This window comes from Embleya sp. NPDC001921 (genome assembly GCF_053594475.1).
In genome coordinates, this window is the sequence record NZ_JBSFEO010000015.1 from 175786 (window position 1) to 188188 (window position 12403).

Sequence of the window (12403 nt, forward strand, 5' to 3'; positions counted from 1 at the left end):
CGCCTGACGTAGGCTTTCCGGCATGCCCGCCCGCGATACCACCAGCCCCGCCGCCCCGGCCGAGAGCCCCTCCGCCCTGCGCACCGTCGCCCTGGTCACCCTCGGCTGCGCCCGCAACGAAGTGGACTCCGAGGAACTCGCCGGCCGGTTGGAGGCCGACGGCTGGTCCCTCGTCGAGGACGCCGCGGACGCGTCCGTCGTGATGGTCAACACCTGCGGTTTCGTCGAGTCCGCCAAGAAGGACTCGATCGACACCGTCCTGGAGGCCGCCGACCTCAAGGGCGAGGGCCGCACGCAGGCCGTCGTCGCGGTCGGCTGTCTGGCCGAGCGCTACGGCGACCAGCTCGCGGGCGCCCTGCCCGAGGCGGACGCGGTGCTCGGCTTCGACGACTACAGCGACATCTCCACCCGGCTGCGCTCGATCCTCGCGGGCGACGAGCACACCTCGCACGTGCCGCGCGACCGCCGCGCACTGCTGCCGATCACCCCGGTCGAGCGCCAGGCCGCCGACGTCGCGGTGCCCGGACACGGCGCACCCGAAGACCTCCCGGAAGGCGTCGCCCCGGCCTCCGGGCCGCGCGCGCTGCGCCGCCGGCTCGGCTCGGGCCCGGTCGCCTCGCTCAAGCTCGCCTCCGGCTGCGACCGGCGCTGCTCGTTCTGCGCGATCCCCTCCTTCCGCGGCTCGTTCCTCTCCCGCCGCCCCTCCGACGTGATCGCCGAGGCCCGCTGGCTGGCCGAGCAGGGCGTCCGCGAGATCGTCCTGGTCAGCGAGAACTCCACCTCCTACGGCAAGGACCTGGGCGACCTGCGCCTGCTCGAGACGCTGCTGCCGGAGCTGGCCGCCGTCGAGGGCATCGAGCGGGTCCGGGTCAACTACCTCCAGCCCGCGGAGATGCGGCCGACCCTGATCGACGTGCTCACCGGCACGCCCGGCGTCGCGCCGTACTTCGACCTGTCCTTCCAGCACGCCTCCGAGCCGGTGCTGCGCAGGATGCGCCGCTTCGGCTCGCGCGAGGCGTTCACCACCCTCCTGGAGCAGGCCCGGACCAAGGCTCCCGAGGCCGGCGCGCGCTCGAACTTCATCGTCGGCTTCCCGGGCGAGACCGAGGAGGACGTGGACGAGCTGGAGCGCTTCCTGATCGCCGCCCGACTGGACGCGATCGGCGTGTTCGGCTACTCGGACGAGGACGGCACCGAGGCGGCCGGCTACGCCGACAAGATCGATCCGGACGTGGTGGCCGCGCGCGTGGAGCGGATCTCCCGGCTGGCCGAGGAACTCGTCGCGCAACGCGCCGAGGACCGGATCGGCACCGAGGTGATCGTGCTGATCGAGGAACTCGGCGAGGACGGCACCGCCGAGGGCCACGCGCACCACCAGGCCCCCGAGACCGACGGCTCGACCACGGTGGTCGGCGAGGGCCTGCGGGTCGGCGACCTGGTCCGGGTCCGGGTCACCGACAGCGAGGGCGCCGACCTGCACGGCGAGGCGATCGACGTGATCGTGCCCGGGGGCGATCGGTGACGGCCGATCCGGCACCGCAGCGCCGGCGTCCGGCCGAGGCCGTCCGCGCCGCCGCGGCCAACCACCCGCCGAAGCCGGATCGACTCGGCGACCCCACCACCTCGGTGAGCGCGTGGAACGCGGCCAACGCGCTGACCATGATGCGGGTGGCCCTGGTGCCGGTCTTCGTCGTCCTGCTGCTCCAGGACGGCGGCCACGATCCCGCGTGGCGGGCCTGGGCCTGGGCCGCGTTCACCGTGGCCAGCATCAGCGACCTCTTCGACGGCAAGCTGGCCCGGATGCACAACCTGGTCACCGACTTCGGCAAACTGGTCGACCCGATCGCCGACAAGGCGCTGATGGGTGCCGCGCTGATCAGCCTGTCCGCGCTCGGCGACCTGCCGTGGTGGGTCACCCTCGTGGTGCTCGCCCGGGAGGTCGGCATCACCCTGCTGCGCTTTTGGGTGATCCGCCACGGCGTGATCCCGGCCAGCCGGGGAGGCAAGGCCAAGACCATGCTCCAGGGTGTCGCGATCGGCATGTACACACTGGTCATGACCGGCCCGCTGGCCAGCACGCGGGCCTGGGTGATGGCGGCCGCGGTGATCATCACCGTGGTGACCGGCCTGGACTACATCGTCAAGGCCGTACGACTGCGACGCGGCACGCCGGTGCCCGCCGGACAGGTCTGACGTCGGGACGGAACCCGACCACGGGGGGAGAGGGACCATGCGCGAATTGAAGGTCGAACTGGTCGCGGTGGGGGACGAGTTGCTCGTCGGCGACGTGGTCAACACGAACGCGGTCACCCTCGGCCGCCGGCTCACCGCGGCCGGGCTGCGAGTCACCGGCGTGTCCACCGTGGGCGACGGACTCGACGAGATGATCGACGTACTCGCCCAGGCGGTGCGGCGCGCCGACGCGGTGCTCGTCTCCGGCGGCCTCGGTCCCACCTCCGACGACCGCACGCGCGAGGCGATAGCCGCCGTCGCCGGGGTGGCGCTGCGCCGGGACCCGGCGATCGAGGACTGGCTGCGCCGCCGGTACCAGGGCCTGAACCGCACCCTCACCGCGCTCGGCCTGCAACAGGCGGACGTGCCCGAGGGCGGCCGCTCGCTGCCCAACCCCAACGGCAGCGCCCCGGGCGTGGCGATCGAGATCGGCGACGTGCAGGTGTACGCGGTGCCCGGCCCGCCGCACGAGATGATCGCGATGACCGAGGACCGGGTGCTGCCCGATCTGCTGCGCCGCGCGGGCAACCCGCCGATCCGGGCCCAGCGCCAGTTGCTCACCGCGTCGATCGGCGAGGGCGTGATCGCCGCGACACTGGAGCCGCTGGAGAAGGAACTCGCGGTCGCGGGCGCGGTCGAGGTGGCCTACCTCGCCACCGCCGGGCAGACCAGGGTCAAGCTCACCTCGACCGCTCCCGGCGGCGCGGACGCGGTCGACGCCGCCGCGGCACGGGCCCGCGAACTGCTCGGGAGCTGTGTGTACGGCGAGGCGGGCGACACGCCGGCCGGCGTCGTACTGGACCTGCTGCGCGAGCGCGGCGCCACCGTCGCGGTGGCCGAGTCGCTCACCGGCGGCCTGGTCGCCGCCGAACTGACCTCGGTGCCGGGCGCGTCCGCGAGCGTGCGCGGCTCGATCACCGCGTACGCCACCGACGTCAAGGCCGCGGTGCTCGGCGTGGACGCCGACCTGCTGGCCACCGAGGGCGCGGTTCACCCGGACGTGGCGGCGGGGATGGCCGAGGGTGTGCGGCGCCTGATGTCGGGTACCTACGGGGTGGCCACGACGGGGGTCGCCGGGCCGGACCCCCAGGACGGCAAGCCCGTGGGCACCGTGCACATCGCGGTGGCCGGACCCGAGGGAACAACCGTGCTTTCGTTGCTGTTCTCGGGCAGTCGGAGCAGGATTCGGGAGATGACCACCATCCGTGTCCTGGACCTGCTCCGGTGCGTCGTGGCGGGGCTGCCGGCCGAGCAGGACCCGTCGTGTACGGGGTGACCGGACTCCCCGACCGGCCGGGGAGAGCGCTCCGGTCGAGAACGCGCGGGACACGCGGAAGGCTGTGCGACGACGTCATGCGAATCGAGGTGGGAGTGGGCCGGAAACCCCATGGACCCTGGACACCCCCGCCGTCAAGGTTCCACGCCCTGAGTGAACAGGACCGTAAGGCGGGCACACCCGCGCGGTCGGGCAGGTACGGTGGGGCTGTGACCCCCCGAGCCGCCCTAGGAGGGAGCGACCGATGATCCTGCTCCGTCGCCTGCTGGGTGACGTGCTGCGGCGCCAGCGCCAGCGTCAGGGTCGCACCCTGCGCGAGGTGTCGTCCTCAGCCCGGGTATCCCTTGGCTACCTGTCCGAGGTCGAGCGCGGCCAGAAGGAAGCCTCGTCCGAACTGCTCGCCGCGATCTGCGACGCGCTGGACGTGCGCATGTCCGTGCTCATGCGGGAGGTCAGCGACGAGCTGGCCCTCGCCGAGCTGGCCTCGGCCGAGGCGATGCGTCCGGTCCTGGAACCGGTCGGCGCCGGCTTCACGCCGAACGAGCGCGCCGCCGCGGAACGTCAGAACAACGACCGGTCGTCGGGCACGGGCCCGATCTCCGCCGACAACGCGGTGAGCGTGGTGGTGGCGGCCTGACCACGACGACCCGTGGTGTGGTCTTTCCCACTCGGGAGCATCGATCGGCCGATTCGGGGCATCCGGTGTCAGGTACACCGGGTTCCCCGACCCGGTGGCGGATCGACACCAACCCGGAGGAGTCGCAGCACCATGGTCGTCGTCAAGAGCCCACTTTCCGAAGATGCGCGCAAGATCACCGGCGAGGCGCTTCAGGGTGCCCTCGTCGACCTGATAGACCTCTCGCTGGTCGCCAAGCAGACCCACTGGAACGTGGTGGGCCCGCGCTTCCGTTCGATCCACCTCCAGTTGGACGAGGTGGTCGCCTCGGCGCGCGCCTTCGCGGACACCGTCGCGGAGCGCGCCTCGGCGATCGGGTACAACCCGGACGGCCGGGCGGCGACGATCACGGCGGGCAGCGGTGTCCCGCAGCCCGACTCCGGCTGGATCAAGGACGCCGACGTGGTCGGCTACTTCGTCGGTGTGTACGGCGCGGTCATCGAGCGCATGCGCGAGCGGATCGCGGCCACCGAGGAACCGGACCCGGTCAGCCAGGACCTGTTCATCACGATCGCCGCGGATCTCGAGAAAATGAGTTGGATGTTCCAGGCCGAGAACCAGGCCTGAGCGACGCGCGGCCCCGGCCCCGTCTCCCGATCGTGGGAGGCGGGGCTTCGGCATGAGCGGGGTGCGGCGCGGGCGCGGGATCGTGGGTCGGACGGGGGCGGTTCGGGCCGCGGCCTACCAGGGCATCGCGATGCCGCCGTTGGGGCGCAGGATCTGGCCGGTGACGAACCTGGCGGCGTCCGAGGCGAGATAGGCCACCGCGTAGGAGATGTCGGTGGGCTCGCCGACCGTGCGCAGCGGGGCCATCCGGGCCATCGGCGCGGCCACGGCGGCCTTGCGCTCCTCGTCCTCGTTGCCGTCCGCGTCGGTCCAGTGCCGGCCGGTCATCCCGGTGACGATCCAGCCCGGCGCGACCGCGTTGACCCGCACGCCGCTGGGACCGACCTCGGTGGCCAGGGTCTTGGTCAACTGCACGACCGCGGCCTTGGCCGCGCCGTAGCACAGCAGGCCCGAGGTCGCGGTGTCCACGGCGCCGGAGGCCATGTTGACGATGCTGCCGAAGCCCTGCGCGGTCATCACGCGCGCCGCGGCCCGGCACCCGAAGAAGACTCCCTTGAAGTTGATCGCGAGGACCCGGTCGAGGTCGGCCTCCTCGGTCTCGATCACCGTGCTCGAGTGCATCACCCCGGCGATGTTGGCGAGCACGTCGAGCCGGCCGTGCGCGGCCACCGCGTCGCTGATCAGCGCGTCCACCCGGGCGGCCGAGGAGGTGTCCACGGCGGCGGCGGTCGCGGCGCCGCCGGCGGCCACGATCGCCTTCGCGGTCTCCTGCGCCCCGGCCTCGTGGATGTCCGCGCAGACCACGGTCGCGCCCAGGTCGGCCAGCACCTCGGCGCTGGAGCGGCCGATGCCCGAGGCCGCGCCGGTGACGACGGCGACCCGGCCGGTCAGATCGAGGGCTTCACGAAACACGGTTGGCCTCCCGGCGCTAGGCGTGCACAGCGCGCCGACCGTACGAGCCATCTGACGAACAGTCAATAAAGGCGTGGGGCAACGAGATCGGTGTCACCGCCGGCCCTCTTGGCGGTGGCACCAGCGGTGCGCGGCGCCGCCGCGGGGGAACACGCCGGCCGCCGCGAGGGCGTCGCACGGGTCGCTCTCGATCCGGTTGGACCGCCCGGTCGACGCACTCGTGCGGGCCGGCCGGGCCTCGCCCTTGTCGGCCCGCGGGCGTGGGCGGGCGGTCCGCGACGGGGGCGGCGGATCCGGATCCGGATCCTGCCCGGTCTCGGTGGGGGCCGCCGCCTCGGGCGGCTCGGACTCGGCCGAGCCGCCCGCCATCGCCGTGATCGCCGGCTCCGGCTCCACCGCGAACGGGGAGACCTCGGCGACGGGAGGGGGTTCCGGCACGGGCGCGAGCGGTGCGGCGGCGGTCGCGGCCGGGGGCGCCGGGCGCGGCGACGGGGTCGGCGCGGACACCGAGGTGCAGCCGACCGCGGCCACGAGCAGGACGGACAGCAGGACGGGCGACACCAGGGCGGGCACGATCCGGGGCGGGCTCATGCCCTGTACGACGAACCGCCCGGGCGTCGGTCACCGGGTGTACTCCCATCGGGTGACACCTGGCAGCGCGGGCACCAGAACGCGACCCGCGGCGGATCGCCCAGGTCCGCCCGACGGATCGAGGTGCCGCAGCGCGCGCACGGGCGACCGCCGCGCCCGTAGACCCAGTGCCGCCGGCCCGGTCGGGTGTCGCCGGTGGTGACGTGCCCGATCCGGTCGCGATTGGCGTACAGCAGGCGGTGCGCCAGGGCGACCCACGCGTGCGGGTCGCCGGCCGCCGCGACCGGGGTCCAGGGGGTGATGCCGCGCAGGAAGCACAGTTCGGCTCGGTAGACGTTGCCGATCCCGGCCAGGTTGCGCTGGTCCAGGAGCGCCTCGCCGATCGGCCGGTCCGGGCGTTCGGCCAGTCGGCGTGCGGCCTCGACCGGGTCCCAGTCCGGGCCCAGCAGATCCGGACCCAGCCCGCCGACCGCGGTCGCCTCGTCGGCGGTGCGCAGCAGTTCGACCACGGGCATCCGCATCCCGACGGCGGTCCGTGTCGCGTTGGCCAGCACCAGGCGGATCGCGTGCCAGGGCCGGGGGAGCGGGCGCGAGCCGGTGGGGTGGATCTCCCACGTGCCGTCCATCCGCAGATGGGTGTGCAGCGTGAGGTCGCCCTCGATCCGGGTCAGCAGGTGCTTGCCGCGCGGGACCACCGCCAGGACCGAGCGCCCGGTCAGGTCCACGGTCGCCAGGGCCGGCACGCGGAAGTCGGTCACGGTCAGCGGGCGGTCCACGAGGGCCGCGCGCAGCCGCCGCGCCACCTGATACACGCTGTCGCCTTCGGGCACCCCACCATTGTCCCCAACGGGCGGCGGCCGAGCCCGGGGCCGGCCTTCCGAGTCCCCCCGGACCCGTCGGTGCGGCCGAACCCCGGGGGTCGCGGCGCCGCGGGCGATGCCGCACAGGGACCGACGTCGCGAGCGCGCGGCCAGGAACACGTTCGCGACGCCGGATCCATGTGCTTCCGACCGTGACGCGTGCAGGGTCGCCACGGGCGGATGGTGCCGGTCGGCGTCACCGGGATCGCTCCCCGCGTCGCCTTCCGTGACCACGATCCTGCTGGACGTACATGACCGGGGTGTTTCGCGGACCGGGCGCTCGTGTAACGAAACGGTGTCACCCTCGCAGGCGCAGCCCCCTGGGGGTGGCATGGAACCCGGCCGCCTCCAGCGCCTTGCCCAGCGAGGAGGTGAGCACCTCGGCGCCGTCGGCCCGCTCCACCGTCAGCTTGCCCAGCGCGCCCGCGCGCACCGCGTGGGCCAGCGCCTCGGTGGCCGGGCCGACCCGGTCCGGGTCGTCGGTCCAGGACAACAACGTGCGCCCGCCGCGCTCGATGTACAGGATCGGCTCGCCGTCGAGCAGGATCACCAGCGCGCCCGCCTTGCGGCCCGGGCGGTGGCCGCCGCCGGTCTCGCCGGGACGGTCCGGCCACGCCAGCGCGGCGCCGTACGGGTTGGCCGGGTCGGCGGCGGCCAGCACCACCGCGCCGGGCACCTCGTGCGGCTCGCGGCGCTCGCTCGCGCCCTGGAGCGCGCGCAGCCGGTCCACCGCCCCGTCGGCGGCGAACTGGGCGGCGCCCAGGCCCTCCACGAAATAGCCCCGGCGGACCCGGCCGCCGTCCTCGAACACACTCAGCACCTTGTAGGCCGCGGCGAACCCGCCGGGACTGCCCTCGGCGACCACCGCGCCGCGGGTGACCACGCCGTGCCGGTCGAGCAGCGTCTCGGCCAGCGCGTGGGCGCGCCGGGTCGGGTCGGGCTCGGGTGCGGGGGCCAGCGACCAGCGGCCGGCCACGGTGGGCGGCCCGGTGCGCGCGGACGCGACCGGACGACCCCGGCTCAGTCCCGCGTACCGCCCGCGCGGGGTCGCCCGCCGGGCGCGATGCGCGGTGGAGCCGGACGTGCGCCCGGAGCCGAGCAGCGCGCGCAGCGGGGTGAGCGTGTCACCGGTGACCCGCCCGGACCACACCAGGTCCCACAGCGCCTCGGCGATCGCCGCCTCGGACGCCGGGGTCGGCAGGTCCAGCCGCTCGGTCAACTGCCGGAAGAACAGCGCGTAGCCGCCGGACAGCGCGGCCAGGATCGCGGTGTGCAGCGATGTCGTCTCCAGCGGCACCGGCGGCGGGAGCAGGTAGGGCGCGGCGTCCGCGAGGCAGAGCGAGAGCCAGCCGTCCTTGCCGGGCAGCGCGCCGTGTCCGGCCCACACCACCTCGCCGGCCGCGCACAACTCGTCCAGCATCGCCGGGTGGTAGTCGACCACGCGCGAGGGCAGCACCAGCTTCTCCAGCGCCGAAGCCGGCACGCTCGCGCCCTGGAGCTGCTCGATCACCCGGACCAGGCCGTCGGCGCCGCGCACCCCGCTCGCGCCGACGCCCTGCCACGCGGTCAGGAACCGGGCCAGCGCGACCGGCGGCACCGGTTCGACCTCGTGCCGCAGCGCCGCCAGCGAGCGCCGGCGCAACATCCGCAGCACCTCCGCGCCGCACCACTCCAGGCCGGATCCGCCCGGGCGGAACTCGCCGGAGACCACCTGCCCGCCCGCGGCCAGCCGCTCCAGCGTGCCCGTGGTCACCGCGACGCCCAGACCGAAGCGGGCGGCGGCCTCGCCCGCCCGGAACGGGCCGTGCGTGCGGGCGTGCCGGGCCAGCAGGTCGCCCAGCGGATCCTTGACCGGCTCGGTGAACGCCTCGGGGACGCCGACCGGCAGGGGAGTGCCCAGCGCGTCCCGCAGCCGGCCCGCGTCCTCGATGCCGGCCCAGCGCTCCTCGCCCGCGATCCGCACCCGGATCACCCGACGGGAGTCCTCCAGGCCGGTCAGCCAATCGCGCTCGAAGGCGCCCGTGGCGCGCGCCGCGACCTCGGCGGTGGTCAGCGGCCCGAGCAGCCGCAACAGATCGGCGACGCCCTCGGCGTCGCGCACCCGGCGATCCTCGGCCAGCCGCTGCAACTCGGCCTCGGTGCGCGCCAGCACCTGCGGGTCGAGCAGTTCGCGCAGCTCTGCCTGGCCGAGCAGCTCGGCCAACAGCCGCGAGTCGAGCGCGAGTGCCGCCGCCCGCCGTTCGGCGAGCGGCGAGTCGCCCTCGTACATGAACTGCGCGACGTAGCCGAACAGCAGCGAGCGGGCGAACGGCGAGGGCTCGGTGGTGGTGACCTCGACGATGCGCACCGCGCGGGTGGCGATGTCGCGCATCAGACCGGTCAGGCCGGGCACGTCGAACACGTCCTGGAGGCACTCGCGCATCGTCTCCAGGACGATCGGGAACGAGCCGTACTCACTGGCCACCGCGAGCAGTTGGGCCGAGCGTTGGCGCTGCTGCCACAGCGGGGTGCGTCGGCCCGGCATCCGGCGCGGCAGCAGCAGCGCGCGGGCCGCGCACTCGCGAAAACGGGACGCGAACAGCGCGGAGCCGCCGACCTCGGCGGTCACCAGCGGCTCCACCTCGGCCTCCTCGAACAGCGCGAAGTCCGGCGGCAGGGCACCCGCCGCGAGATCGTCGGGCTCCTCGCCGAAGGTCTGCTCGCCGAAGGGCATGCCGGTGTCCGGCAGCCGCAGCACGATCCCGTCGTCGCCGTGCATGGTCTGCACGTCCAGACCGGTGCGCTCGCGCAGCCGGGCCGAGATGGCCAGCGCCCAGGGCGCGTGCACCTGGGCGCCGAACGGCGAGTGCACCACCACCCGCCAGTCGCCCAGCTCGTCGCGGAAGCGCTCGACCACGATGGTGCGGTCGTCCGGGATGTGGCCGCATGCCTCGCGCTGCTCGCCCAGGTAGCCGAGCAGGTTGTCCACCGCCCACGGGTCCAGGCCCGCGGCGGCCACCCGTTCGCGGGCCCGGTCCGCCGGCAGCGCGCCCACCTCGCGGACGAACGCGCCCAGCGCCCGGCCCAGTTCCACCGGCCGCCCGAGCGCGTCGCCGTGCCAGAACGGCAGCTTGCCCGGCACCCCGGGAGCGGGCGAGACCAGCACCTTGTCGTGGGTGATGTCCTCGATCCGCCACGACGACGTGCCCAGGGTGAACACGTCGCCCACGCGCGACTCGTAGACCATCTCCTCGTCCAGCTCGCCGACCCGCGACTTCGCGTCGCCGGCGACCAGGAACACGCCGAACAGGCCCCGGTCGGGGATGGTGCCACCCGAGGTGACGGCGAGCCGCTGCGCGCCGGGGCGGGCGGACAACACCCCGCCCACCCGGTCCCACACGATGCGCGGGCGCAGTTCGGCGAACGCGTCCGAGGGGTAGCGGCCGGCGAGCATGTCCAGCGTCGCCTCGTAGGCCGACGCGGGCAGGGCGGTGAACGGCGCGGCCCGGCGGATCAGCGCGAGCAGCGCGTCCACGTCCCGGTCCTCGGTCGACACCATCGAGACGATCTGCTGCGCGAGCACGTCCAGTGGATTGCGCGGCCCGCGCACCGACTCGATCGCGCCCTCGCGCATGCGCTCGGTCACCACCGCGGTCTGCACCAGGTCGCCGCGGAACTTGGGGAAGATCACGCCCCGGGAGATCGCGCCCACCTGGTGGCCGGCCCGCCCCACCCGCTGCAGGCCGGAGGCCACCGAGGGCGGCGACTCGACCTGGACGACCAGGTCCACCGCGCCCATGTCGATGCCCAGCTCCAGGCTCGAGGTGGCCACCACGGCGGGCAGCCGGCCGGCCTTGAGATCCTCCTCGACCTGGGCCCGCTGCTCCTTGGACACCGAGCCGTGGTGGGCGCGCGCGAGCAGCGCGGGCGCGCCGCGGCTGCTTCCCGCCTGTGCCATCAGCTCGGCCGGCGACGCGTCCTCGGGGAGCTTGTCGCCGGTGGCGCGCTCGTAGGCGATCTCGTTCAGCCGGCCGCACAGCCGCTCGGCCAGCCGGCGCGAGTTGGCGAAGACGATGGTCGAGCGGTGCGCCTGGATCAGGTCGACGATGCGTTCCTCGACGTGCGGCCACACCGAGGCCTTGCGCTCGTTGCCGGCCTCGTCGAACTCGCCGGTGCCGCCGCCGAGCTCGCTCATGTCCTCGACCGGGACCACGACCGAGAGCTCGAACGTCTTGGCGGCCGGCGGCTGGACCACGCGCACGTCGCCGGTCGAGCGCAGCCAGCGGGCCACCTCGTCGACCGGGCGCACGGTCGCGGACAGGCCGATCCGGCGCGCGGGCCGCTCCAGGAGTTCGTCCAGCCGCTCCAGGCTCAGCGCCAGGTGCGCGCCGCGCTTGGTGCCGGCGACCGCGTGCACCTCGTCCACGATCACCGTGTCCACCCCGCGCAGCGCCTCGCGGGCCTGCGAGGTGAGGATCAGGAACAGCGATTCGGGCGTGGTGATCAGGATGTCCGGCGGCTTGGTCGCGAACCTGCGTCGATCGGCCGCGGGGGTGTCGCCGGAGCGCACTCCCACGGTGACCTCGGGCTCGGGCAGGCCCAGGCGTACGCAGGCCTGGCGGATGCCGGTGAGCGGGCTGCGCAGGTTGCGCTCGACGTCGACCGCGAGCGCCTTGAGCGGCGAGATGTACAACACCCGACAGCGCCGGCGCGGGTCGGCCGGCACCGGTTCGGCGGCGAGCCGGTCCAGCGCGGACAGGAACGCCGCGAGGGTCTTGCCGGACCCCGTGGGCGCGACCACCAGCGCGTCCTTGTCCTCGGCGATGGCGCGCCAGGCGCCCTCCTGGGCCCGGGTCGGCGCGTGGAAGGCGCCGGTGAACCACTCCCGGGTGGCGAGGGAGAAGCCGGCCAGGGCCGAGGCGGGGTCGTCGTGTGGCATAACTCCCCATGGTGCCGCGTGGCTCCGACATTCGCGGCGGACGACAAGCGGGCGACGAGGGGACGCGGCGCGACCGCGATACTGGTCGCATGGGACTCACCGACTTCTGGCGACGCATGCGCGCCCACTTCGGCGACTCGTACGCCGAGTCCTTCGCCCGCGACCACGTGATGTCCGAGCTGGGCGGGCGGACCGTGCACGAGGCCTTGGCCGCGGGCATCGAGGCCAAGGACGTCTGGCGCGGCGTGTGCGTCTCGATGGACCTGCCGACGACCAAACGGGCCTGACCCGCCGGGCGGCCCCCGACATGCCCAAATGGACATAACGTGACGCTCTAGTCTCTTCCTGTCATCGGACACGCATCGCGACAC

10 protein-coding genes are annotated in these 12403 nt (G+C 74.2%); 6 read left to right on the forward strand and 4 right to left on the reverse strand.

Annotated features, from left to right (window positions below; translation table 11 throughout):
- Positions 1-22: 22 nt before the first annotated feature.
- The 5 genes from rimO to ACWCPW_RS19675 all read left to right on the forward strand — a co-directional run bounded on the left by rimO (position 23) and on the right by ACWCPW_RS19675 (position 4751).
- Positions 23-1522 carry a 30S ribosomal protein S12 methylthiotransferase RimO gene (rimO, locus tag ACWCPW_RS19655; protein ID WP_449762841.1) on the forward strand — a complete coding sequence of 500 codons (1500 nt, stop codon included), beginning with the start codon at positions 23-25 and terminating at the stop codon, positions 1520-1522.
- A complete protein-coding gene (pgsA, locus tag ACWCPW_RS19660; RefSeq protein WP_449762842.1) occupies positions 1519-2193 on the forward strand; it encodes a CDP-diacylglycerol--glycerol-3-phosphate 3-phosphatidyltransferase in 675 nt (224 codons plus the stop codon). The genes rimO and pgsA overlap by 4 nt, the downstream gene beginning before the upstream one ends.
- 37 nt (positions 2194-2230) lie before the next feature.
- Entirely contained in the window at positions 2231-3508 is a 1278-nt protein-coding gene (locus tag ACWCPW_RS19665) for a CinA family nicotinamide mononucleotide deamidase-related protein (protein ID WP_449762843.1), read from the forward strand.
- Positions 3509-3752: 244 nt separating this feature from the next.
- Positions 3753-4145 (forward strand): helix-turn-helix domain-containing protein, encoded by a 393-nt coding sequence (locus ACWCPW_RS19670; RefSeq protein ID WP_395862211.1) that lies wholly within the window; start codon positions 3753-3755, stop codon positions 4143-4145.
- A gap of 132 nt (positions 4146-4277) precedes the next feature.
- Positions 4278-4751: a Dps family protein gene (locus ACWCPW_RS19675; RefSeq protein ID WP_449762844.1), complete on the forward strand. Its 474-nt coding sequence runs from the start codon at positions 4278-4280 to the stop codon at positions 4749-4751.
- 114 nt (positions 4752-4865) lie between these two features.
- Here the strand turns inward: ACWCPW_RS19675 and ACWCPW_RS19680 are convergent, their stop codons facing one another.
- From ACWCPW_RS19680 to ACWCPW_RS19695, 4 genes are all read right to left on the reverse strand, one after another.
- Positions 4866-5663 carry an SDR family NAD(P)-dependent oxidoreductase gene (locus ACWCPW_RS19680; protein WP_449762845.1) on the reverse strand — a complete coding sequence of 266 codons (798 nt, stop codon included), beginning with the start codon at positions 5661-5663 and terminating at the stop codon, positions 4866-4868.
- 93 nt (positions 5664-5756) lie between these two features.
- Entirely contained in the window at positions 5757-6254 is a 498-nt protein-coding gene (locus ACWCPW_RS19685) for a hypothetical protein (protein ID WP_449762846.1), read from the reverse strand.
- Entirely contained in the window at positions 6251-7084 is an 834-nt protein-coding gene (locus ACWCPW_RS19690; protein WP_449762847.1) for a DNA-formamidopyrimidine glycosylase family protein, read from the reverse strand. The genes ACWCPW_RS19685 and ACWCPW_RS19690 overlap by 4 nt, the downstream gene beginning before the upstream one ends.
- Positions 7085-7412: 328 nt before the next feature.
- A complete protein-coding gene (locus tag ACWCPW_RS19695; protein ID WP_449762848.1) occupies positions 7413-12032 on the reverse strand; it encodes an ATP-dependent helicase in 4620 nt (1539 codons plus the stop codon).
- Positions 12033-12121: 89 nt separating this feature from the next.
- Here ACWCPW_RS19695 and ACWCPW_RS19700 point away from each other — a divergent pair, with 89 nt between their 5' ends.
- Positions 12122-12319 (forward strand): DUF3046 domain-containing protein, encoded by a 198-nt coding sequence (locus tag ACWCPW_RS19700; RefSeq protein ID WP_360304842.1) that lies wholly within the window; start codon positions 12122-12124, stop codon positions 12317-12319.
- Positions 12320-12403 lie beyond the last annotated feature (84 nt).

Coding starts and splice junctions, on each gene's coding strand:
- ACWCPW_RS19665 (WP_449762843.1), top strand. CDS start 2,231: ATGCGCGAATTGAAGGTCGAACTGGTCGCGGTGGGGGACGAGTTGCTC.
- ACWCPW_RS19685 (WP_449762846.1), bottom strand. CDS start 6,254: ATGAGCCCGCCCCGGATCGTGCCCGCCCTGGTGTCGCCCGTCCTGCTG.
- ACWCPW_RS19695 (WP_449762848.1), bottom strand. CDS start 12,032: ATGCCACACGACGACCCCGCCTCGGCCCTGGCCGGCTTCTCCCTCGCC.
- ACWCPW_RS19675 (WP_449762844.1), top strand. CDS start 4,278: ATGGTCGTCGTCAAGAGCCCACTTTCCGAAGATGCGCGCAAGATCACC.
- rimO (WP_449762841.1), top strand. CDS start 23: ATGCCCGCCCGCGATACCACCAGCCCCGCCGCCCCGGCCGAGAGCCCC.
- ACWCPW_RS19700 (WP_360304842.1), top strand. CDS start 12,122: ATGGGACTCACCGACTTCTGGCGACGCATGCGCGCCCACTTCGGCGAC.
- ACWCPW_RS19670 (WP_395862211.1), top strand. CDS start 3,753: ATGATCCTGCTCCGTCGCCTGCTGGGTGACGTGCTGCGGCGCCAGCGC.